This window comes from Kitasatospora mediocidica KCTC 9733, assembly GCF_000744225.1.
In the GTDB taxonomy this organism is placed as follows: Bacteria; Actinomycetota; Actinomycetes; order Streptomycetales; family Streptomycetaceae; genus Kitasatospora; species Kitasatospora mediocidica.
The window spans coordinates 679,229-700,597 of record NZ_JQLN01000005.1 but is presented as its reverse complement, the minus strand read 5'-3'; the positions used below and the strand labels follow the sequence as shown (position 1 = coordinate 700,597).

Annotated in this window: 19 protein-coding genes; 12 read left to right on the top strand and 7 right to left on the bottom strand. The window is 71.7% G+C overall.

Annotated features, from left to right (window positions below):
• Positions 1–40: 40 nt before the first annotated feature.
• Positions 41–859 (top strand): inositol monophosphatase family protein, encoded by an 819-nt coding sequence (locus BS80_RS17185; protein ID WP_035798365.1) that lies wholly within the window; start codon positions 41–43, stop codon positions 857–859.
• A 79-nt stretch (positions 860–938) separates the two neighbouring features.
• Positions 939–1,550, top strand: coding sequence for an NADPH-dependent F420 reductase (locus BS80_RS17180; protein ID WP_035798364.1), 612 nt, complete (start codon positions 939–941; stop codon positions 1,548–1,550).
• A gap of 68 nt (positions 1,551–1,618) precedes the next feature.
• Here the strand turns inward: BS80_RS17180 and BS80_RS17175 are convergent, their stop codons facing one another.
• Entirely contained in the window at positions 1,619–2,254 is a 636-nt protein-coding gene (locus BS80_RS17175; protein ID WP_035798361.1) for a TetR/AcrR family transcriptional regulator, read from the bottom strand.
• A 109-nt stretch (positions 2,255–2,363) separates the two neighbouring features.
• Between BS80_RS17175 and BS80_RS17170 the strand changes: the two genes are divergently transcribed.
• Positions 2,364–3,305 (top strand): alpha/beta hydrolase, encoded by a 942-nt coding sequence (locus BS80_RS17170; protein WP_035798359.1) that lies wholly within the window; start codon positions 2,364–2,366, stop codon positions 3,303–3,305.
• A gap of 126 nt (positions 3,306–3,431) precedes the next feature.
• Here the strand turns inward: BS80_RS17170 and BS80_RS17165 are convergent, their stop codons facing one another.
• Complete coding sequence (locus BS80_RS17165) at positions 3,432–5,678, bottom strand: MMPL family transporter (RefSeq protein ID WP_063771998.1); 2,247 nt, start codon at positions 5,676–5,678, stop codon at positions 3,432–3,434.
• Positions 5,679–5,959: 281 nt separating this feature from the next.
• Here BS80_RS17165 and BS80_RS17160 point away from each other — a divergent pair, with 281 nt between their 5' ends.
• Together BS80_RS17160 and BS80_RS17155 are read left to right on the top strand one after the other, a co-directional pair.
• The gene (locus BS80_RS17160) at positions 5,960–7,189 is read left to right on the top strand and encodes a sensor histidine kinase (protein WP_051966714.1); all 1,230 of its coding nucleotides are present in this window, start codon (positions 5,960–5,962) and stop codon (positions 7,187–7,189) included.
• Positions 7,186–7,881, top strand: a complete 696-nt coding sequence (locus BS80_RS17155; RefSeq protein ID WP_035798357.1) for a response regulator transcription factor — start codon at positions 7,186–7,188, stop codon at positions 7,879–7,881. The genes BS80_RS17160 and BS80_RS17155 overlap by 4 nt, the downstream gene beginning before the upstream one ends.
• 100 nt (positions 7,882–7,981) lie before the next feature.
• Here BS80_RS17155 and BS80_RS17150 read toward each other — a convergent pair whose 3' ends face one another.
• Positions 7,982–9,088 carry a serine hydrolase domain-containing protein gene (locus BS80_RS17150; RefSeq protein WP_232246511.1) on the bottom strand — a complete coding sequence of 369 codons (1,107 nt, stop codon included), beginning with the start codon at positions 9,086–9,088 and terminating at the stop codon, positions 7,982–7,984.
• A gap of 154 nt (positions 9,089–9,242) precedes the next feature.
• Positions 9,243–10,409, bottom strand: a complete 1,167-nt coding sequence (locus tag BS80_RS17145) for a serine hydrolase domain-containing protein (RefSeq protein ID WP_408607386.1) — start codon at positions 10,407–10,409, stop codon at positions 9,243–9,245.
• A gap of 353 nt (positions 10,410–10,762) precedes the next feature.
• Here BS80_RS17145 and BS80_RS42815 point away from each other — a divergent pair, with 353 nt between their 5' ends.
• On the top strand, positions 10,763–11,164 hold the full coding sequence (locus BS80_RS42815; RefSeq protein ID WP_232246510.1) for a hypothetical protein: 402 nt from the start codon (positions 10,763–10,765) through the stop codon (positions 11,162–11,164).
• 124 nt (positions 11,165–11,288) lie between these two features.
• Here the strand turns inward: BS80_RS42815 and BS80_RS17135 are convergent, their stop codons facing one another.
• A complete protein-coding gene (locus BS80_RS17135; RefSeq protein WP_035798348.1) occupies positions 11,289–11,771 on the bottom strand; it encodes a hypothetical protein in 483 nt (160 codons plus the stop codon).
• A gap of 463 nt (positions 11,772–12,234) precedes the next feature.
• Between BS80_RS17135 and BS80_RS17130 the strand changes: the two genes are divergently transcribed.
• Both BS80_RS17130 and BS80_RS17125 read left to right on the top strand, forming a co-directional pair.
• Entirely contained in the window at positions 12,235–14,283 is a 2,049-nt protein-coding gene (locus tag BS80_RS17130; protein ID WP_035798345.1) for a thioredoxin domain-containing protein, read from the top strand.
• Positions 14,284–14,353: 70 nt separating this feature from the next.
• Complete coding sequence (locus tag BS80_RS17125) at positions 14,354–15,217, top strand: GNAT family N-acetyltransferase (protein ID WP_035798343.1); 864 nt, start codon at positions 14,354–14,356, stop codon at positions 15,215–15,217.
• A 39-nt stretch (positions 15,218–15,256) separates the two neighbouring features.
• Here BS80_RS17125 and BS80_RS17120 read toward each other — a convergent pair whose 3' ends face one another.
• Positions 15,257–16,192, bottom strand: a complete 936-nt coding sequence (locus tag BS80_RS17120) for a helix-turn-helix domain-containing protein (protein ID WP_035798340.1) — start codon at positions 16,190–16,192, stop codon at positions 15,257–15,259.
• Positions 16,193–16,448: 256 nt separating this feature from the next.
• Between BS80_RS17120 and BS80_RS17115 the strand changes: the two genes are divergently transcribed.
• The 3 genes from BS80_RS17115 (at position 16,449) to BS80_RS17105 (ending at position 18,595) form a co-directional block, all read left to right on the top strand.
• Positions 16,449–17,108, top strand: coding sequence for a papain-like cysteine protease family protein (locus tag BS80_RS17115; RefSeq protein WP_035798338.1), 660 nt, complete (start codon positions 16,449–16,451; stop codon positions 17,106–17,108).
• 10 nt (positions 17,109–17,118) lie between these two features.
• Positions 17,119–17,988 carry a hypothetical protein gene (locus BS80_RS17110; protein WP_063771997.1) on the top strand — a complete coding sequence of 290 codons (870 nt, stop codon included), beginning with the start codon at positions 17,119–17,121 and terminating at the stop codon, positions 17,986–17,988.
• A 220-nt stretch (positions 17,989–18,208) separates the two neighbouring features.
• Complete coding sequence (locus BS80_RS17105; RefSeq protein ID WP_035798334.1) at positions 18,209–18,595, top strand: hypothetical protein; 387 nt, start codon at positions 18,209–18,211, stop codon at positions 18,593–18,595.
• On the opposite strand, the gene trhA is transcribed toward BS80_RS17105, so the two are convergent.
• A complete protein-coding gene (gene trhA, locus BS80_RS17100; RefSeq protein WP_035798332.1) occupies positions 18,566–19,261 on the bottom strand; it encodes a PAQR family membrane homeostasis protein TrhA in 696 nt (231 codons plus the stop codon). The two genes, BS80_RS17105 and trhA, sit on opposite strands and share 30 nt — an antisense overlap.
• Before the next feature lie 275 nt (positions 19,262–19,536).
• Between trhA and BS80_RS17095 the strand changes: the two genes are divergently transcribed.
• Positions 19,537–21,363 carry a phosphoenolpyruvate carboxykinase (GTP) gene (locus BS80_RS17095; protein ID WP_035798330.1) on the top strand — a complete coding sequence of 609 codons (1,827 nt, stop codon included), beginning with the start codon at positions 19,537–19,539 and terminating at the stop codon, positions 21,361–21,363.
• The last annotated feature ends 6 nt before the right edge of the window (positions 21,364–21,369 follow it).

The following is a 21,369-nucleotide window of genomic DNA, read 5'->3' as shown; positions in this document are numbered from 1 at the left end:
CCCCCGCAAGACCCCCTTTTGCTCAGATGGGAGTACCACCATGTCCGAAACGCTCCAGACCACCGATGCTGCGGTCTCCGACGCCGACCTGCTGACGCGGACCGTGATCGCCGTACGCGCGGCGGGCTCGGCGCTGCGCGAGCGCTTCGGCGAGGTGACCCCCTACCGGACCCGCGAGGAGCTGATGCGGGCGCTCGCCGCCAACGACGACACGGCCCTGGCCATCCTGCGCCCCGCCCTCACGGAGCTGCGCCCGCAGGCCGGTTGGGTGGAGGACGAGCTCGACGGCGGCGCGCTGCCGGCCGGCGAGTGGTGGGTCGTGGACCCGGTCGAAGGCAACGTCAACCACCTGCACGCGCTGCCGGAATGGGCGGTCACCGCCACCCTCGTGCGCGACAACCAGCCCGTCCTCACCGCCGTCCACCTGCCGCTGACCGGCGAGACCTACACCGCGCTCACCGGCGCGGGCGCCCACCTCGACGGCCGCCCGCTGCACGTCTCCCACACCGCCGACCTCGGCCTGAGCATCGTGGCCACCAGCCAGGCCCGCCCGGACGAGGACGAGACGGTGGTGCGACGCGTCGGCTCCTCGATCACCGCGATGCTCCGCGACGCGCTCGTCGTACGCACCGCCGTACCCGCCACCCTGCACCTGGTGAACGTCGCCGCCGGCAAGACCGACGCCTTCTGGCAGTTCGCCGGCGCCCGCGCCGATCTGCTCCCCGGCGCCCTGCTCGTCACCGAGGCCGGCGGACGGATCTCCGACGCCCAGGGCCTGCCCTGGACCCCGCAGAGCAGCAGCTTCCTGGCCGCCGCACCCGGCATCCACACCGAAGCCGCCTCGACCCTCTCGCGCTGACACCCCATCAGAACCTCCCCCGCCAGAACCTCCCCCCGCCAGAACCCCCCCACCAGAACCCCCCAGAGGAACGAATCCCATGAACGACATCGCCGTACTCGACATCGCCGTCCTCGGAAACGGCCGCGTCGGCGGCAACCTCGCCACCGCCCTTGCCCGGGCGGGACATCAGGTGACCGTCGCGGACCGCACGCCGGGCGCCGCCGCCCACGCCGCCCGCAGCGCCCGGATCGTCATCAACGCCACCCCGGGCGCCGGCTCACTGGAACGTCTCACCGCCCTGCGCGCCGAACTCCGGGGCAAGATCCTCGTCGACGTCTCCAACGCCACCACCGACGGACCGGACGGACTGCCCGCCGACCTGCTCTACCCCGGCTCCAGCCTCGCCGAACGGCTCCAGGAGGCCCTGCCCGACACCCGTGTCGTCAAGACGCTCAACACCATGCTCTTCCCGGTGATGACCGCACCGGCCACGCTCACCCAGCCGCCGACCGCGTTCCTCTCCGGCGAGGACCCGCAGGCCAAGCAGACCGTCCGCGAACTGCTCACCGGCCTCGGCTGGCGCACCGAGTGGATCGCCGACCTCGGCGGAATCCAGACCGCCCGCGCAACAGAAGCCGCGATCCTCTTCGTCCCCCACGTGATCCGCTCCAGCGGCTTCACCCCCTTCGCGATCTCGGTCGCCCGCTGATCACCACTCAGCACACCGCCCCGGACGGACCCGCAGGGTGGTGGCGCTGCCGGCCAGGTCCGCCGCGGTTACGCGATGACGTAGCTCTCGATGTGGTCGATCACCGCCGATACGGCATGCCGGTACGCGGTGGTCGACCGGCGGACCTGCGACAGCAGCATGCCGCCCTGGATGGCGGCCAGCAGGGCGGTGGCCAGCGCGGCGACGTCGGCGCGCTCGCTCAGCTCGCCGCGAGCCTGCATGCGGGCGAGGCCCGACCTGATGGGCAGTTCCCATCGGTCGAAGGAAACGGCGAGGTCGGTGCGGGCCGAGGGGTCGGTCTCGGCGAGTTCGCTGGCGAGCGATCCGATCTCGCAGCCGCCCACGCACCCCATGGCGTCCTGCCGGTCGGCCGCCGTGTCGCACCAGGCCCGCAGCGCGTCGATGCTGTCCAGGTTGTCCAGCAGGGGGCGCTGCTGGTCGAGTTTGGTGTCGGTCTGGAAGTCCACCACGGCCAGGACCAGGCCCCGCTTGTCGCCGAAGTAGTGGTAGATCTGCGACGCGCTGACCGCGGCCGCCGCTTGGACGTCCGGGATGCTCGTGCCCCCGACGCCGTGGTGGAACATCAGGTCCGCGGCGGCCTCGATGATGCGCTCGCGGGTCTTCCGGCCGGGCTTGGTGAGCCGACGCCGCTCTGGCTTCTCGACCTCTACGGACGCGTTCATGCCCGCACTCTAGCAAGATTGGAATTGCCATTCCAGATCTGGCGGACGTAGAACTTGGAGCGCTGATTCCAATCTGCCGCTCCGGCAGCCTCCAGGAAGGGTTCCCACCATGTCGCTCGACCCTCAGATCGACGCCCTGCTCCAGCAGTTGGCCGAAGCAGGCGGACCCGCACCGGAGAGCCTGACGGTCAGCCAGAACCGTGCCTTCGCGAGCAGCCTCGCCGCCCTCGCGGGCGACCCCGAACCGGTCGGCAGCGTGCACGACACCACGGCCGCCGCCGAAGGCATCGAGGTCCCGATCCGCATCTACGCCCCCGCCGACGTGTCGCGCTCCGGGCCGCTGCCCGTGACGGTCTTCTTCCACGGCGGTGGATGGGTCCTCGGGGACCTGGACAGCCAGGACCACATCGCCCGCATCATGGCCAACCGCTCCGGCACGATCGTGGTCTCCGTCGACTACCGGCTCGCCCCCGAGCACCGCTCCCCGGCGGCGATCGAGGACGCCTACGCCGCCGTCACCTGGGTCGCGGCCAACGCCCCCGGCTTCGGCGGCGACGGGCAGAACATCGCGGTGTTCGGCGAGAGCGCCGGCGGCAACCTCGCCGCCGCCCTCGTGCAGGAAGCCCAACGGCGTGGCGGCCCGCGGATCGCGCTCCAGGTCCTGGCGTATCCGGCGGTCGACCGGTTCGACGACAGCCCCTCGATGTACGAGAACATGGCCGGCCCGCTGCTGACCCGCTCATGGCTCGAATGGTTCTGGGGCCTCTACCTCACCACCCCCGACGACGGCGCCGACCCGCGCGTCTCGCCGGCCCGCACCGACGACCTCGCCGGGCTCCCTCCCGCCGTCATCGTCACCGCCGAACACGACCCGCTGCGGGACCAGGGCGACCGGTACGCGCAAAAGCTCGCCGACGCCGGCGTCCCGGTCACCCACCTCCCGGTCAAGGGCGCCACCCACGCCTTCTTCTCGTTCACCGGCTCGGTGCAACTCGCACGGGACGTCCTGAACCAGCTCGCAGACACCGTCGCCGCGGCGTTCACCGCCTGACACCCACCCGACGGCGACGAAGCAAGCTGGCTAACTTCGGACTTCACCACGGCACCACCACCTGGCAAATCCGAGCCACCGCCTGACGGCGGCAGCCCGGACCACACCGAGACCTTCATCGGCCCTCTAGGAGTACGTGTCCTGGTGCTGGGGCGCGGACCACTCGGACCGGGGCGGCGACTGCGGCGATCGCGGTGTGCCCGTGTGGTGCCGACCGGTGGGTGGGGTGGCCGTGCGTTCGGGGCGCACGGGCCACCACAGGCTTCGGCCGAGGATGGCGGCCAGGGCGGGCACCAGCACGATGGACAGCAGGAACGCGGAGAGCAGGATGCCGAGCGCGGTGGCGAAGCCGATCTGCTGGGTGGAGGGTTGCGGGGTCACCGCGAGGCTGCCGAAGGAGCCGGCCAGGACGAGGCCCGCCGTCGCGATGGCCGGGGCGGTGTGCCGCAGGGCGCGCGCGACCGCGGCGCGGGGTGGCCCGGGGTGTTCCATTTCCTCCCGGATCCGGTCGCTGATCAGGATGTTGTAGTCGGTGCCGAGCGCGACCACGAACAGGAACAGGACCAGCGGCAGCGTGAAGTTGACGCCCGGCTTGTCCATCGCGTGCTGGAACAGCAGGGCGGCCGCGCCGAGGGTGGCCGCGAAGCCGAGGCCGACGGAGAGGATCAGCACCACTGGTGCGAGCAGGCTGCGCAGCAGCAGGAGGAGGATCACCGCGATCAGTGCCGCCGCGACCGGGAACACCAGCCGGAGGTCGTGGCTGACGGCGGTGGAGACGTCGGCGAAGACGGCCGGGGTACCGCCGACGTGCACGGTCAGGTCGGCGGGTGTGTTCTGGGCGACGGCTGCGCGGATCGGGCCGGAGACCAGGTCGCGGGCCTGCTGGGACTGCGGGTCCGCGGTGAGGAACAGGTCGATCCGCGCGGCCTGCCGGTCCTCGCTCAGGACCGGCTTGGCCACCTGGCCGACCCCGGCGACCCTGGTGAGGTGCTGGCTCAGGCCGTCGATCGAGCCGGGGGAGAGCGGACCGGCGTTCTTGGTTTCGACGTAGACGCTGGTCGGGTCGGCCACGCCGGCGGGCAGGGCTCGGGAGATCTCGAGGGCGGTGCTCTGGGACGCGGTGCGGGGGCCGCCGCCCAGGCCGTAGTCCATCTTGATGCCGGCCAGCCCGCCGGCCAGGGCGCCCAGGAGGGCGAGCGAGGCGACGACCATGGTCAGCGGCCGGCGGGCCACCAGGTCGCCGAACCGGGCCGCAGCGCCCTCGCGGGGTTCGGCCTCGAGGGCGCGTGAGGGCCAGAAGAGTTTGCGTCCGCAGGCCGCGAGCACGGCGGGCATCAGGGTGAGACTGGCCAGCAGCATGACCAGGACCGAGACCGCGATGGCCGGGCCGAGCACCCGGAACTGGCCGAAACTGGCGATCCCGAGGGTGACGAAGGCGGCGACGATGGTCAGCGCGGCCGAGGTGACCGCGGTGCCGACCTTCTGACCGACCTCGGCGGCGGTGGTGCGGTGGTGGCGGTCGGGGTGGGCCCGCAGCTGCTCGCGGAAGCGGAACATCAGGAACAGGAAGTAGTCGATGCCGGTACCCAGGAGCACCACGCTGATGAGTTCCGGCACGGAGGAGTCGATCTTGATGCCGGTGAGCAGTGCGGTGCCCACGACCGCGCCGCTGGCCACGCCGCCGATGAGAGCCACCGAGATCAGCGGCAGCAGGGCGGCCAGGACGCTGCGGAACACGAGGACGTGGAGCAGCACGATCAGGCCGAGCATGCAGCCGGAGGCGATGGCCGCGAGGGTCTTCCCGTCGTCGCTGGAGTCGACCTGGTCGGCGAGTGCGCCGGTGAAGCCGGTTCGCAGGCCCTGGGCGGCGAACTCCGCTCGGGCGTTGTCCCGGAACGCCCGGAAGGTGTTCTCCAGGCCCGGGTCGGCGGAGTTCCCGGTGAGGTTGGCGGAGAGCAGCTCGAAGGTTCCGTCAGGTGCCGCCATGGCCGGGCTGACCTGGGGGATCTGCGAGTAGTCGTGCTGAAGGGGTGTCGCGTCCTTGGGCTTGGGCATGGTGACCTTGAGGCTGCTCAGCCGCTTCGCCCCGGCGTCGATCTGCTCCCGGTCGGCGGGGGTCAGCGCCCGGCCGTCGGTCCGCGCGACCAGGACGGTCACCGGGTTGGCGTCGGGCTTCGTCCCGAAGTGGTCGTGGGCGATCTGCATCGCGGCGGCCGAGTCGTAGCTCTTCGGCAGGAAGTCGGCCGTCTGCGTCTGGGTCACCCGGTAGATCAGGGTCTGGCTCAGGATGGTCAGGAGTATTCCCAGGACCGTCCATGTGGCGATGACCTTCCACGGATTCCTGGTGGAGAATCCGGTCAGGGCACGGATCACGATGTCCTCCGGCTGTGGTGCTGTAGCCGGCGATTTCCGGCACGTCTTCAGACCATCACGGCGTACCGGGCCTTCTCGTCCGAGCGGAGGAGGAGAACGCCGTCAGGATCTGGGCCCGGTCCACGGCCCTGACCAGGACCAGGGGCCTGGTCGGGGATCGGTCCGGGGTGCCTGCCCGGGGCCGGGAGCCGCTGCGAGAATGGACCGCGAAAGCATTCCCCCCCCGAGGATCGCAGGCGAAGGGCCTGTGTCGACCGGTCGCAGAAAGGACCAGCACCAGGATGTCGACGCATCACCGCCCACTGCCGGCATCGCCGAGAGCCGACGGCCTGCCCTGGACGGCCAGTGACGCGTTGGTGGCCGTCGGGGCGGCTGTCCTGGACCTCCTCGGCTACTCGGTCGGCACTCTGGACGGAAGCCAGCCGATCGCCCTGGCCGCGCTGGTCCTGCTCGTCCTGGCGGCCATGCCGCTGCTCACCAGGCGCCGCTACCCGCTGGCGTCGCTGGCGGGTGTGCTGGTCCTCGGACTGGCACTGAACCTGAGCGGGCCGGTGCCGCACCACTTCAACTGCACGCTGTGCGTCGCGCTGTTCGCCGTGGCCCGCTCCCGCGGCGTCGGGGTGGCGGCGCCGGCCGCCCTGCTGGCGGCCGGCGTGCCAGTGCTGGGACCGGGGCACCCGCTCCCCCCTCCGGTGGGGGAGGTGGCGGGCAATGTGCTCGCTGCGGTGCTGGTCATCGTCGCGGCCGAGGTCCTGACGCGTTGGCAGCACGAGGTGGAGGTCAGGCGCAGGCTGCTGGCCGACCGCGCGGTGGCGCAGGAAAGGCGCCGCATCGCACGGGAGTTGCACGACATCGTGGCCCACCACATCACCACCATGCAGCTGATGGCCGGCGGTGCCCGAGCGAACCTCGGGGGTGACACCGAGGTGGTGCGCGACGCCTTGGTCACGCTGGAGGGCTCCGGGCGGATGGCGCTGCGCGAGATGCGCCAGCTGCTCGACGTGCTCCGCGCCGACGACGTGCGGGAGGAGGCGGACGGTGCGCCGTCCGCGCCGCAGCCCGGTGTCGGGCACCTCGGGGGGCTCGTCGAGGAGTCCCGCAGGGCCGGTCTGCCCACGGAGTTCGCCGTCCTGGGGGAGGAGCGTCCGCTGCCGCCGAGCACCGGCCTGGCGGTGTTCCGGATCGTCCAGGAGTCCCTCACCAACACCCGTAAGCACGCCGGCCGGGCCGAGGCGCGGGTCCAGCTGACGTACCACCCAGACCGGGTCACCGTCGAGGTGTCCGACAACGGCGTCGCCGCCCCGGCCGACACCCTGGTGGGAGCCCTGACGGGGGCGGGCGGCGCGGCCGGATCGAGGGCGGGCCGCGCCGGGTACGGTCTGATCGGCATGCGCGAACGCGTCGCGCTGCAGGGCGGCAGCATGGTGGCCGGCGGCGTCGACGGTGGTGGCTTCCGGGTGATGGCCAGCCTGCCGGCGGCGCCGGCCGACGGAGAGGACCGGCTCGCATGACGGAGACCCCGGAGCGGATCAGGGTGCTGATCGCGGACGACCAGCCGCTGGTGCGACGGGGCCTGGCCCTGATCCTGGCACCGGACCCGGCGTTCGAGGTGGTGGCCGAGGCGGCCGACGGGCAGCGAGCGGTCGACCTCGCGCACCAGCACCGGCCGCACGTCGTGGTGATGGACATCCGGATGCCGGTTCTCGACGGGGTCCAGGCGACCGAGCGGATCGTGCGGGAGCTGCCCGCATGCCGGGTCCTGGCGCTGAGCACCTTCGACATGGACGAGTACGTAGTGGCTGCCCTGCGGGCCGGCGCCTCCGGGTTCCTGCCCAAGGACGTCTCCCCGGAGGAGCTCTCGGCGGCCGTGCGCACCGTGCACACCGGGGAGGCGGCGGTGGCGCCGCGCCTGCTCACCCGGTTGATCTCCACCTACGTCACCACGCCCCGCCTGCCGCAGTCGCCGGTGCCGGTGTCCGACCTGGGTGAACTGACACCCCGTGAGATCGAGGTGTGGCACCTGCTGGCCACCGGCCTCGACAACGCCGAGATCGCTGCGGCGATGGGCATCAGCGTCTCCACGGTCAAGAACTACATCACCAGCATCTTCGCCAAGCTGAGCGTCCGCGACCGTGCCCAGGCGGTGATCGCGGCCTACGAGACGGGCCTGGTGGAGCCCCGGAGTGCGAACCCGGCCGGCTGAAGCGACAGCGGTACGTCGCGGACGGCCCCACGGTCCCCGATCACGGAAGCCGCGGGGCCGTCCGCCCGGTGTCCGGCACCCCGAACGCGCCGGGGGCGGGTCAGCGGCAGAGGGCCGCGTCCAAGGCGTCCGCCATGTGCTGCGCGCCGGCGTCGCCGGGGATGGTGGTGACCGTGATGCTGGCGGCGCGGCCGTCGTCGGTGACCGCGTCGCGGGAGCGGTAGCCCGGAATGGTCCCGCCGTGGCCCCAGGCGAGGCCGCCGCAGGAGAGTGGCTTGCTCTGCAGGCCCAGCCCGTAGCGGACTCCGGGCCCGAGCAGCTCGGCGGGGACGGTGGTGCGCATCTCGGCCAGCTGCGTCGCGGGCAGGAGCCGGCCGCCGAGGAGTGCGCTGAAGAACGAGTTGAGGTCGGTGTTGGTGGAGACGATCGCCCCGGCCGCCCAGGCCATCGAGGGGTCCATCTCCGAGTAGTCGTGGAGTGAGCCGTCGGGCTCCTGGTTGTAACCCTCGGGGTGGGCCTCGTGGATGGTCATGTCGCCCGGGGTGGGGAAGTAGGTGTGGCGCAGGCCGATGCGGTCGATGACACGCTTGGTGATCTCCTCGCCGACGGGCCGTCCGGTGACTTTCTGGATCAGGAGTCCGGCGACGATGTAGTTGGTGTTGCTGTACTCCCAGCGCGTGCCCGGGGCGAAGCGGGCCTTCTGGGCGAGGGCGCTGTCGAGGAGCTCGCGGGGCTCGAAGTAGCGGTGCTGGATCGTGCTGAAGTCCGAGAGCGCGGGGGCGTCCGTGTAGTCGGGCAGGCCGCTGGTGTGCTGGAGCAGTTGACGGACGGTGATGTTGTGTCCGTCGATGCCGTCGCCGTGCAGCAGGCCGGGGAGGTAGGTGTCGACGGACGTGTCGAGGCCGATCTTTCCTTCGGCGACGAGTTGGAGGACGACGACGGCGGTGAAGGTCTTGGTGTTGCTGCCGATCCGGATCTGTCCGTCCGTGGGGACCTTGGCCTTGGTGGTGAGGTTGCCGACGCCGGCGGTGTAGGTGTGGGTGCGGCCGTCGCGGCCCTTGACGGTGGCCAGCGCGGCGGGCAGGCCGTCGTCCTTCACCAGCGCGTTCAGGCTCGATTGGACGCTGTCCGGCCGGCCGCCCGCGAACGCCGCGGTCGGTGCCAGCGCCCCGGCCGCCACGGCCAGCGCGGCCACGGCCACTGCCAACCCGCGCCGCTTGGTCCGATTGTGCTCCAGGTGCTCGTTAACGGTGTAACCCCTCTGCAAGATAGTGAAGTTGATGGACCGGCGGGTTCTGCGCACCTGCGCGCAGAACCCGCCGGCCGTACCGGTGCGGACGTTCACGCCCGATCGGGAAGGCTCAGTGGCACAGGGCGGAGTCCACTGCGGCCTCCACGTGCTGCGCGGCCGCGTCACCCGGGATCATGGTCACCGCGATGTTGGCGGCGCGGCCGTCATCGGTGGCGCCCCCGGCGGTGTTGTAGCCCGGAATGACCCCGCCGTGGCCCCAGTACAGGCCACCGCACGACAGCGGTCGGCTCATCAGGCCCAGCCCGTAGCGGACCCCCGGACCCAACTCGTCCGCGGGAACGGTGGTGCGCATCTGGGCGAGCTGGGCCGCCGGGAGGAGACGGCCGCCGAGCAGCGCCGTGTAGAAGCGGATGAGGTCGCTGTTGGTGGAGATGACGCCGCCCGCCGCCCAACCCCAGGACGGATCCAGCTCGGTGTAGTCGTGGAGCGAGCCGTCGGCGTCCTGGTTGTAGCCCTCGGGGTGGGCCTCGTGGATGGTCATGTCACCCGGGGTGGGGAAGTAGGTGTGGCGCAGGCCGATGCGGTCGGCGATGCGCTGGTTGACCTCCTCACCGAGCGGCCGCCCGGTGACCTTCTGGATGATCAGGCCCGCCACCAGGTAGTTGGTGTTGCTGTACTCCCAGCGCGTGCCCGGGGCGAAGTGAGCCTTCTGGGCGAGGGCCGCGTCGAGCAGTTCACGCGGCTCGTAGTACCGCTTCGGGTTGCCGAGGATCACGTCCTTGTCCACGTATTCGGGCAGGCCGCTGGTGTGCTGGAGCAGTTGACGGACGGTGATGTTGTGTCCGTCGATGCCGTCGCCGTGCAGCAGGCCGGGGAGGTAGGTGTCGACGGACGTGTCGAGGCCGATCTTTCCCTCGGCGACGAGTTGGAGGACGACGACGGCGGTGAAGGTCTTGGTGTTGCTGCCGATCCGGATCTGTCCGTCCGTGGGGACCTTGGCCTTGGTGGTGAGGTTGCCGACGCCGGCGGTGTAGGTGTGGGTGCGGCCGTCGCGGCCCTTGACGGTGGCCAGCGCGGCGGGCAGGCCGTCGTCCTTCACCAGCGCGTTCAGGCTCGATTGGACGCTGTCAGGCCGGCCGCCCGCGAACGCCGCGGTCGGTGCCAGCACCCCGACCGTCACGGCCACGGCGGCCACGGCGGTCACGACCGACGCCGCCCGGTGCCGGCTGCCGCGGCGGGAGAGCGGGAAGCGGCTGTGCGGTGCATGCTCGTACACGAAAGGACCCCTCCGATGAATGGCGCCGGTGCTTCCCGGCCTTGATCAAGAGGACCATTCGGGGACAGGGGAGTTCGTCCGTACCCAGGACGAAACCGCGCCTGGGAGCAGACTCCGGGAGCGGGCTCCGGCCAGGACCGTACTCCTGGCCACCGCTGCCGACCGGCCGGCTGCGTGGCATGCACCTTCCGGGGAAGGCATGACGAGGCCAGTGCGTTCCGCTCCGGCCACCCAGTGTCCCCGTGTCGGATGGCCGGGGCGCCGGCTACCCCGCCCGAGCGCACACCCTCGCTGCCGCACCCCGTCGGAGACCGTGGCCCCATATTCTGAGAGCCGACAGGACGGAGCCGTTGATGAGCGTCGACGCGGTCATGCACACCGAGTTCCCCGCTGGGTACGTGGTCTTCTTCGGTACTGATGGGAAGGTGGTCATGACTCCGCGGAGCCTCGAGCACTCCAGCACGATCAAGTCGATGCAGATCGACTCGCTCTCACTCGGCCGGCACGCGAAGACCGCATCCGACGTGTGCCTGGACTTCCCGGCTGACGAGAACTCGGCCCCGGACTTCGCGATCCTGCGGGAGGACGCTCACCGACAGGGCAAGCAGTCTCGCCAACTGAGCCAAGCCGCACGGCCGGTGGCCCGCCCCACTCGGGGCGGGCCACCGGTGCGGCCAGACCGCCGCGCGTCGGGTCAGAGCAGGAAGACGGCCTTCGTCGTGCCGAGGAGCAGCGTGGTGACGACGGGCCAGTAGAGCAGTCTGGCGGCCAGGTTGCCGTTCCAGTCGCCGGTTGGTCCGGGGGCAGCGTGCCCGGCTTGCCCGTGGTAGATCTGCGAGGTGCGGACCCATCCGCAGGCAGCCGTCGGTCGGGGGATCGTCAGGCGGCGGCGGGGGTGTCGGTGAGGCCGTCGATCAACTGGGTGGCGGTCTGCACCTGGTACCACACGTCGGTCGACGTACCGTCTGCCCAGTTCTCGGTGAGGACGAGCGTGGCGTGGCCGTCGGCTTCGCTCTTGGGGGTCACGGAGTAGGTCTGGGGCAGGTCATTGCTACGGAGGACCGGGTCCTTCATGTTCGCGGCGCCCCAGTCGGAGAGGGCCTTGTCGAGCTCGGGTGTGAGGAACTCCTCGCGGACCTGCGCGGTGTCGAGGCCCTTCGACTGCTCCCCGCGGGTGGCGTCCTCGTACTGCTGGAAGAAGTCGGCGACCGTCCGTTCCGACGGCGTCGACCTCAAGGAGCGAGCGGTGGCGGCCGCCTGGGTCTGTGCCCGCGCGGGAAGCGCGAGCAGGCCGGAGCCGGCGATCAGCGCCGTGGTGCACGCGCCGATCACCGCGCTGCGAAAGCGGGGGCGGTAGGACATGGGGACTCCCTGAGGTGTGGTCCGAGCGTGCACGCGCAGTCAAGCAACTTCCACGAGCGGGGGACATCAGCCATTCGAGGGCCACTCACCGGACGGACCCGCATCCGATGGCGGGCCTGGCCCAGCTGCCCCTGGGGAGAAACGTTTCGCGCAGCCCCTGTCCCCAGGGCCACCCGAGCTCATCAAGAACACCCGTACGGCCCGTGGTACACGGGATGCGCGTAGGGGCCCTACGCTCCAGCGCGGCGGGTGTCGGCAGGGTCGCCATCGGCAGCCTCGCGGAAGTGGCCGGCTTTGGCCGGTACCGGCTTGACTCGGGTACCGATGCCTTGGTGGCAGAGGGCCGATCTATGCTCGCAAGCTGGGCCGCTTCGAAGCGTCGGCGCAGGTTGTGAGGGGCAGACGCTCGGCGTGTTGAGAGGGCCGACCGCGTGGAGGGGGCGCCGGCTGGGATACTGCCCGCATGGTGAACCGCCTGGCCGATGCCACCTCTCCGTACCTGCTCCAGCACGCCGACAACCCTGTGGACTGGTGGCCCTGGGGGCCCGAGGCGTTCGCGGAGGCGGAGCGGCGCGGGGTGCCGGTGCTGCTGAGCGTCGGGTACGCGGCGTGTCACTGGTGTCATGTGATGGCTCATGAGTCGTTCGAGGACGAGGCGGTCGCCGAGTACCTGAACGGGCAGTTCGTCGCGGTGAAGGTGGACCGTGAGGAGCGGCCGGACGTCGACGCCGTGTACATGGAGGCGGTGCAGGCGGCGACCGGGCAGGGTGGGTGGCCGATGACGGTGTTCCTGACGCCGGACAAGGAGCCGTTCTACTTCGGGACGTACTTCCCGCCCGAGCCCCGGCACGGGATGCCGGGCTTCCGGCAGGTGCTGGAGGGGGTGACCGCGGCCTGGCGGGAGCGGCGGGACGAGGTCGGCGAGGTGGCGGGCCGGATCCGGGCTGATCTGGCGGAGCGGGCCTCGGTGTACGGCGCGGGGGCGGGGATGCACCCGCCGGGGGTGGCGGACCTGGACCAGGCGGTGGTGGCGCTCGGCCGCAGCTTCGACCCGGGGCGTGGCGGGTTCGGCGGGGCGCCCAAGTTCCCGCCGTCCATGGTGCTGGAGTTCCTGCTGCGCCACCACGCCCGGACGGGTGAGCGGAACGCGCTGGAGATGGTCCGCCGGACCTGCGATGCGATGGCTCGGGGCGGCATCTACGACCAGCTCGGCGGCGGCTTCGCCCGCTACTCGGTGGACGCCGAGTGGGTTGTGCCGCACTTCGAGAAGATGCTGTACGACAACGCGCTGCTGATCCGGGTCTACCTGCACCTGTGGCGGGCCACCGGGGACGAGCGGGCCCGCCGGATCGCGCTGGAGACCGCGGACTTCCTGCTGGCCGAACTGCGCACCGCCGAGGGCGGGTTCGCCTCCGCGCTGGACGCGGACAGCCTGGACGCGGCCACCGGCGCGTCGGCCGAGGGTGCCTACTACGCCTGGACGCCCGAGCAGTTGACCCAGGTGCTGGGTGAGAAGGACGGAGCGCTGGCCGCCGAGCTGTTCGCCGTCACCGAGTCCGGCACCTTCGAACACGGCTCCTCCGTCCTGCAGTTGCTCGACGACCCGCAGGACGAGCAGGCCTACGCCCGGATCCGGGCCCGGTTGCTCGACGCCCGCAGCCGGCGCCCCGCGCCCGCGCGCGACGACAAGGTGGTGGCCGCCTGGAACGGGCTGGCCGTCGCCGCGCTGGCGGAGACCGGCGCGCTGCTCGATCGCCCCGACCTGGTGGAGGCCGCCGCCCGCGCCGCCGACCTGCTGCTCTCCGTCCATCTGACGGCCGAGGGACGGCTGTTGCGCACCTCGCGGGACGGCCGTCCGGGCACCAACGCCGGGGTGCTGGAGGACTACGCGGATACCGCCGAGGGCTTCCTCGCGCTCTACGCGGTGACCGGCGACGACGCCTGGCTCGACCTGGCCGGCGGCCTGCTCGACACGGTGCTCGGCCACTTCACCGACGAGGCGTCCGGGGCGCTCTACGACACGGCGGACGACGCCGAGGAGTTGATCCGCCGGCCGCAGGACCCGACCGACAACGCGACCCCCTCCGGCTGGACGGCCGCCGCGCAGGCGCTGCTGACGTACGCCGCGTACACCGGCTCCGAGCGCCACCGCACGGCCGCCGAAAGGGCGTTGGGCGTGGTCGGCGCGCTGGCGGTGAAGGCGTCGCGGTTCGTCGGCTGGGGTCTGGCCGCCGCGGAGGCGCTGGTTGACGGGCCGCGCGAGGTGGCGGTGGTCGGCCCGGCGGGCGACCCCCGGACGGCCGCGCTGCACCGCACGGCGCTGCTCGCCACCGCCCCCGGCGCGGTGGTGGCGCTGGGCGAGGCGGCGGTCTCGGCGGGCGTGCCGCTGCTGGTGGACCGTCCGCTGCTGGGTGGCGCCCCGGCGGCGTACGTCTGCCGGCACTTCGCCTGCGATGCGCCGACGGCGGATCCCGACGAGCTGGCGAACCGACTGGGCGTGCGCACCCGCTGAATCGGCCTGGCGTGCACACCCGTTGAATATTGGGCTGCACGCCGGGCCGCGGGTGGGCCAGGATCGGCGCATGACCTGGATCGTGAGCGAGTCCCTGGACGAGTACACCGAGGCCGTCGGCGATTTCCTCGCCGCGCACCCGCTGCAGAACACGGTGCTGCTCACCATCGTCGACCGGCTGGCCCGCCGCGCCGCCGACACGGAGGCCGCCGACACGAAGGCCGCCGACACGGAGGTCGCCCCGCGCTTCGGCTGGTGGCGGCCCGCCGGGGGCGGGCCGGTCGAGGGGGCCTTCGTCCAGACGCGGCCGCAGCCGCTGCGGTTGGGCCGAATGACCCCAGCGGTGGCGGTCGAGCTGGCGGCCCTGCTGGCGGGGGAGCCGCTGACCGGGGTGTCCGGCGGCGCGCAGGACGCCGAGGCCTTCGCCGCCGCCTGGGTCGCGGCGGCGGGCGGCAGCGTGCGGACGCAGCAGCGGCTGGGCCTGTACCGGCTGGGTGCCCTGGCGGTGCCGCAGGTCCCCGGACGGATCCGCCCGGCCGAGGCGGCGGACCGTGCGCTGGTGGTGGACTGGTTCAGGGCGTTCGACGACGAGGTCGCCTCGGGGATGCCCGATCCGGTCCGGATGGCCGAGCGGCGGCTCGCGGAGGGCGTCCTCCACCTGTGGGAGGACGGCGGCCGGCCGGTCGCGCTGGGCGGGGTGTCGCCGGTGCTGGCGGGCATGGTCCGGATCGGCCCGATCTACACACCGCCGGAGCGGCGTGGCCGTGGCTACGGCGGCGCCGTCACCGCGGGGGTCTCGACCGAGGGGCTCGTGCGGGGCGCCGACGACGTGCTGCTCTACGCCGACCTCGCCAATCCGGTGTCCAACTCCGTGTACCGCAAGCTCGGTTACCGCCTCGTGGGGGAGAGCCTGGAGCTGGAGTTCACGGACTGACCCCTGACCCCCGTGGCCCCCTGCCCGGCCACCGACCCGTCACTCCCAGTCCCAGCCGACCCCCAGCAGGCACGGCGCCAGCCCCCCGGCGACCAGGTGCACGCAACCGTGGCCGTCCAGCGTGAGTTCCTCGCTCTCGAAGGGGATCGCGCCGGGCGCGCGACTGGCGAACCGGTGGCAGCGCACCGGCAGCGCGTCGGGGTGGAAGGTGACCTGTAGGACGTATTGCCCGGCACCGGAGTTGAAGCCGCGCACGTACTCGTGGGTGGGCGCGGGCGAGGGCGCGTCGTCGAAGCCGTAGCTGAGCAGATGGGTCTCCCCGGTGCGCAGCCGGCGGTCCAACAGCAGTTCGGCGACCACGAGTTGTGAAGCCTGGTCGCGCCGGATCCGCCCGGGCCGGCAGTTCTCCTCGGCGCGTATGGCGACCCGTTGCACGTCGCAGCCCGGGTCGCCCTGGTAGATGGCGAGGTAGCGGTCGATGCCGTCCCGGTGTGCGCGCAGCGCGTGTTGTGAGTCGCGGCGCAGCAGTTGACGGTCGGGGCCGAGCCGGATCCGCTCGATGTGGGTGACGGTGTGCAGGCCGGTGTCGCGTGGTCCGGGCAGTTCGGCGAGGAGTTCGTCCATGGCGCTGGCGGGGGAGATCAGGTCGCGGTAGGGGCGGGTCGCCACCGCGGCCGATCCGGCGGCCAGCGCCTGCCGGGGGCCTAGCAGCCGGGTGAGTGAGTGTGCGGGAAGGTCGAGCACCTCCTCCAACGCCCGTACCGCGCGCAGCGATTCGGGACGCTCCGGTCTGCGCCGGCCCTGTTGCCAGTAGCTGAGGCTGGTCACTCCGACGTGTATGCCGCGCTGGGCCAGGTGCTGCTGCACCCGGTGCAGCGCGAGACCGCGGGCCTGCAGGGCGGTGCGCAGTGCCAGATGGAAGGGGCCGGTGCGCAGGACCGTTGCCAGTTCGGGATGCGAACCGCGCTGCTGCATGGCGGCCTCCGTGCCAGGGGTAGTGGTGAATATTCACACGCGTACGGCCGCGTGTCACGCCTTTCGGAGGGTCAGCGGCGGTTGGCGTTCACATCTGGAGGGCCGCGTTCACATCGAACTCCGCTCGCTCCGGCGGCCGTTGACCAGCGCCGGTCAACGGGTCGATGCTTCCTCACACCCCGCCGCCGATCCGGACGGCGCCGGGGTTCGCGTGTCCCCCACTTCCCTTCCCTGCGGTCTGCAAGGAGGAAACGCCATGTTCCCTTCCGGTACCACCCGTCCCCGGACGCGGCTGCGCAGAGCGGTCGCCGTCCTCGCACTCGGCGTCCTGGCCCCGGCACTCACCGCGGCCACCAGCACCCCGGCCTCGGCGGCCGCGAACCCGGTCCCCACCCGGGTCCGCCCCGCCGGCGCGGCCGGCAGCCTCGCCACCGGCACCTCGAAGACGCTGAACATCAGCATGCAGGCGCAGTCCAACAGCAACTGGTGCTGGGCGGCCAGCGGCGACACCATCGCGAGCTGGTTCGGCTACAACTACACCCAGAACCAGTTCTGCGACGCGGCGTTCGGGCGCTCGCTCAGCTCCACCTGCCCCAACAACGAGGCCGCGCTGGACGACGTCCAGAACGCGCTGAGCTGGATCGGCATCAACCCGGGCAACTACGTCACCGGGTACCTCTACTACAGCACCGTGCAGAACGAGATCAACAACAACCGCCCGGTCGAGTCGCGGATCCAGTGGTCCTCCGGCGGTGGCCACATGGAGGTCCTGTACGGCTACGACACCAGCAGCAACTGGGTCTACTGGGGTGACCCCTGGCCGTCCGACTACCGCTACAACTGGGCGAGTTACAGCTACTACGTCAGCAACAGCTCGTTCTCCTGGACCCACTCCCTGTACCAGATCGGCGCGTGAGGAGGCAGCCATGACGACACCTCGGATGCACACCACCCCTGGCCGTGCGGTCGCGACGGCGGTCCTGGCGGCGGCCCTCGGCCTGCTGGCCGCGCCGCTCGCCCAGGCAGCCGGTTCGGACGCCACCGTCCCCACCACCCCCGCCGCGATCCCGCAGAGCGACCTGACGGCGGCCCGTGACGCGGTCCAGACCCCGGCGGTGCTGGACCAGTTGGGGCACTTCTTCGCCCGCAGAGGGGTGCCGCCGAACCAGACGGTGCAGCTCAGCGCGGCGGACGAGGCCAAGTCCGCCGCGCAGGCCGCACCGCGGCTCAGCGGTGCGACGGTGCCGGTCTACACCCTCGACCCGGGCTTCGTGGCGGGGACGAAGGGCGCGCCAGTGGCCCGGATGGACTTCGCGGCCACCGAGGCGGTCTCCGCGGACGGTCAGCGGGCGTCGGTCTGGACCGTCCCGCAGAACGGCGGTTGGCAGGTGGTCAACATCGCCTCCGGCAGCGACGAGACCGACTACGCGGCGCAGGGCGCGAGCAGCGGCGGCGGCACGGTCTTCCGTGAGCCGCAGGTCAACGCCTGGTACGTGCTGCGCGGCGGGCGGGTGCTGCCGCTGGACGCGGAGGCGCGCAGCGCGGTCGGCGCGGGCGGCGAGTCGCTCGCGGCGTACCAGCGGCTGGTGCACCAGCGGTACGGCGACAAGCTGCCGGGCTCGGCGTACGACAAGGCCGGCCTGGGCGGCGGCTTCTCGGCGGACGCCCCGTCGGCGCCCGCGGCCGGCGGGGGGTCGCTGCCCGTGCTGACGGCCGCGGCGGCACTCGGGGTGACGGCGCTGGCGGGCGTCGCGCTGGCCGCGCGTCGCCGCAGGACGGGTCCGGTCCGGTCGTAGCGTGCCCCCGTAGCACCACCCCGAGCGCCCCCGCGGCAACGAAGCCGCCGCGGGGGCGCTCGTCCGTGCGCACGACGATCGGCTGCCCGTTCGGGCAAGGCCCGCAGCGGCACCTGGAGTTGATGAAACATTGATGCGCCGTTCGCCCGTCGACGACTACGCCCTGTCACTGTCGGTAGATACCATGTGTCATTGGGTCAAAGCGGAAAGGGGTGGGGCGATGGCCGGAGGGGACGCGCGCGATCTGCAGCTCTGGGGCGGGGTGGCCGTGGTCGGCGCCGCGCTTGCTGTGGTCGCGGGGTATCTGGCCGACGGGGCGCCGCTGGTCCTGGCGGTCGCGTTGGTCGAGGTGCTGCTCGTGATGGTCTACGTCGGGCGCCGGTTCCGGTACCTGGTCAGGCGACGCGAGGCCGCCGAGCACGGCACGGCGGCGAACGCCGCGCACTGCGAGCGCTGCCACCGGGCCCGCGAACGGCACGGCGGGCTGGCCGAGCGCCGGGGTGCGCGCCCGGGCGCGGGCTCGTCGGACTGGCCGGGCCGGCCGCCGGTGGGGCAGCCGGTCGGGCAGCCGGTGGGTTCAGCTGATCGCGTTGTAGGCCACCAGTGAGACGCCGACGTACTGCACGATGAAGGCCCCCAGGGTCAGCGCGTGGAACACCTCGTGGAAGCCGAACAGGCGCGGTGACGGGTTCGGGCGCTTCAGTCCGTAGACCACGCCGCCGACGCTGTAGAGCAGGCCGCCGATGATCAGCAGGGTGACCACCGCGGCGCCGCCGGTGCGCAGGAAGTCCGGCAGGAAGAAGACCGCGGCCCAGCCGAGCGCGAGGTAGCACGGGGTGTACAGCCAGCGCGGGGCGCCGACCCAGAAGACCCGGAACGCTATGCCCGCCATCGCGCCGCCCCAGACCAGCCAGAGCAGCAGCTGCTGCCGGCCGCCGTGCAGCAGCAGGATGGTGAACGGCGTGTAGGACCCCGCGATGATCAGGAAGATGTTCGCGTGGTCCAGCCGGCGCAGGATCGCGTCGCCCCGCGGCCCCCAGGTGAACCGGTGGTAGACCGCGCTGACGCCGAACAGCAGCCAGGCGCTCGCCGAGTAGACGGCGCAGGCGATCCGCGCCTGAGGGGAGTCGGCCAGGCAGATCAGCACGATGCCGGCGGCCACCGAGGCCGGGAACATCCCGGCGTGCAGCCACCCGCGCCACACCGGTTTGGCGGGCAGTGGCGCACTGAGCGGCAGGGGTCGGGTGACGCTCGGCGTCTCGTCCGCAGTCATGGTGACATGCTAGCTACGGGTCCGTAGGTTACTGGTAAGTAGGTAGTGGCTCTCATCACTTTTAGCCGTTCTGGAGTGTTCGCCCCTGTGGCGGGAGGGGTTGGCCTCTGCCGGAACTGCCGGAAATACGGTGAGTTTATGGCCATGATGTAGCAAAACTTGCGGCAAAAACGCCATGACGCCATGTTGTCGCCCGAATGGCCGGGCTACGCTGCAAGAACCCTCAACCCCCCGGACGCCTGCTCAAGGACGAACAGGCGTGAAACGGAGCGATCGTGTCGTACGAGAACTCTGCCCTCAGCGCAGCCGCACCCACCCGTCACCAGCGCCTGCTGGCCTGGGTCGGCGAGATCGCGGAGCTCACCCAGCCGGACCGCGTCGAGTGGTGCGACGGCTCGGAGGAGGAGTACCAGCGGCTCGCCGAGCTGCTGGTCGCCCAGGGCACCTTCAAGAAGCTGAACCCCGAGAAGCGACCCAACTCCTTCTACGCGGCCTCCGACCCCACCGACGTGGCGCGTGTCGAGGACCGGACGTACATCTGCTCCGAGCAGGAGAAGGACGCCGGCCCGACCAACAACTGGAAGGCCCCCGCCGAGATGCGGGAGGTGTTCTCCGGTGCGAACGGCCTGTTCCGGGGCTCGATGAAGGGCCGCACGATGTACGTCGTGCCCTTCTCGATGGGCCCGGTCGGCTCTCCGCTGGCCGCTTACGGCGTCGAGATCACCGACTCCGCGTACGTCGCCGTGTCGATGCGCGTGATGACCCGGATGGGCCAGGCCGTCATCGACCAGCTCGGCGAGGACGGCGAGTTCGTCAAGGCCGTGCACACCGTCGGTGCGCCGCTGGCCGAGGGCGAGGCCGACGTTCCGTGGCCGTGCAACACCACCAAGTACATCTCGCACTTCCCGGAGACCCGCGAGATCTGGTCGTTCGGTTCGGGCTACGGCGGCAACGCCCTGCTCGGCAAGAAGTGCTACGCGCTGCGGATCGCCTCCACGATGGCCCGCGACGAGGGCTGGCTGGCCGAGCACATGCTCGTCCTCAAGCTCACCCCGCCGAGCGGCGAGGTCAAGTACGTCACGGCGGCCTTCCCGAGCGCCTGCGGCAAGACCAACCTGGCGATGCTCCAGCCGACCATCCCGGGCTGGAAGGTCGAGACCATCGGCGACGACATCGCCTGGATGCGCTTCGGCGCCGACGGGCGGCTCTACGCGATCAACCCGGAGGCCGGCTTCTTCGGCGTCGCGCCGGGCACCGGCGTGGACACCAACGCCAACGCCATCGAGACCCTGCACAGCAACACGGTCTTCACCAACGTCGCGCTGACCGACGACGGTGACGTCTGGTGGGAGGGCCTGACCGAGGAGGCCCCGGCGCACCTGACCGACTGGCGCGGCAACGACTGGACGCCGGAGAGCGGCACCCCCGCCGCCCACCCGAACGCCCGGTTCGCCGTCCCGGCCGCGCAGTGCCCGACCATCGCCCCCGAGTGGGAGGACCCGGCGGGTGTGCCGATCTCGGCCATCCTCTTCGGCGGCCGCCGCGCCACCGCGGTCCCGCTGGTCACCGAGTCCTTCGACTGGCAGCACGGCGTCTTCCTCGGCTCGAACATCGCCTCGGAGAAGACCGCGGCCGCCGAGGGCACCGTCGGCGAGCTGCGCCGCGACCCGTTCGCGATGCTGCCGTTCTGCGGCTACAACATGGGTGACTACTTCGGCCACTGGCTGAAGCTGGGCGCCCGGGCCGACGCCGCGAAGCTGCCGAAGATCTACTACGTCAACTGGTTCCGCAAGAACAACGACGGCCAGTTCGTCTGGCCCGGGTACGGCGAGAACAGCCGCGTGCTCAAGTGGATCGTCGACCGCCTGGAGGGCACCGCCGAGGGCGTCGAGACGCCGATCGGGGTGCTGCCCACGCAGTCCTCGCTCGACCTGGACGGCCTGGAGCTCGCGCAGGACGACCTCGACCTGCTGCTGACCGTCGACGCCGACATCTGGCGCCAGGAGGCCGGGCTGATCCCCGCCCACCTGGAGCTCTTCGGCGAGCACACGCCCACCGAGCTGTGGGACGAGTACCGGGCGCTGGTCAAGCGCCTGGGCTGATCCCCG

Excerpts from the sequence above, each read along its gene's own strand:
- BS80_RS17185 (WP_035798365.1), top strand. The coding sequence starts at position 41 with ATGTCCGAAACGCTCCAGACCACCGATGCTGCGGTCTCCGACGCCGAC.
- BS80_RS17180 (WP_035798364.1), top strand. The coding sequence starts at position 939 with ATGAACGACATCGCCGTACTCGACATCGCCGTCCTCGGAAACGGCCGC.
- BS80_RS17175 (WP_035798361.1), bottom strand. The coding sequence starts at position 2,254 with ATGAACGCGTCCGTAGAGGTCGAGAAGCCAGAGCGGCGTCGGCTCACC.
- BS80_RS17170 (WP_035798359.1), top strand. The coding sequence starts at position 2,364 with ATGTCGCTCGACCCTCAGATCGACGCCCTGCTCCAGCAGTTGGCCGAA.
- BS80_RS17160 (WP_051966714.1), top strand. The coding sequence starts at position 5,960 with ATGTCGACGCATCACCGCCCACTGCCGGCATCGCCGAGAGCCGACGGC.
- BS80_RS17155 (WP_035798357.1), top strand. The coding sequence starts at position 7,186 with ATGACGGAGACCCCGGAGCGGATCAGGGTGCTGATCGCGGACGACCAG.
- BS80_RS42815 (WP_232246510.1), top strand. The coding sequence starts at position 10,763 with ATGAGCGTCGACGCGGTCATGCACACCGAGTTCCCCGCTGGGTACGTG.
- BS80_RS17135 (WP_035798348.1), bottom strand. The coding sequence starts at position 11,771 with ATGTCCTACCGCCCCCGCTTTCGCAGCGCGGTGATCGGCGCGTGCACC.
- BS80_RS17130 (WP_035798345.1), top strand. The coding sequence starts at position 12,235 with ATGGTGAACCGCCTGGCCGATGCCACCTCTCCGTACCTGCTCCAGCAC.
- BS80_RS17125 (WP_035798343.1), top strand. The coding sequence starts at position 14,354 with ATGACCTGGATCGTGAGCGAGTCCCTGGACGAGTACACCGAGGCCGTC.
- BS80_RS17120 (WP_035798340.1), bottom strand. The coding sequence starts at position 16,192 with ATGCAGCAGCGCGGTTCGCATCCCGAACTGGCAACGGTCCTGCGCACC.
- BS80_RS17115 (WP_035798338.1), top strand. The coding sequence starts at position 16,449 with ATGTTCCCTTCCGGTACCACCCGTCCCCGGACGCGGCTGCGCAGAGCG.
- BS80_RS17110 (WP_063771997.1), top strand. The coding sequence starts at position 17,119 with ATGACGACACCTCGGATGCACACCACCCCTGGCCGTGCGGTCGCGACG.
- BS80_RS17105 (WP_035798334.1), top strand. The coding sequence starts at position 18,209 with ATGGCCGGAGGGGACGCGCGCGATCTGCAGCTCTGGGGCGGGGTGGCC.
- trhA (WP_035798332.1), bottom strand. The coding sequence starts at position 19,261 with ATGACTGCGGACGAGACGCCGAGCGTCACCCGACCCCTGCCGCTCAGT.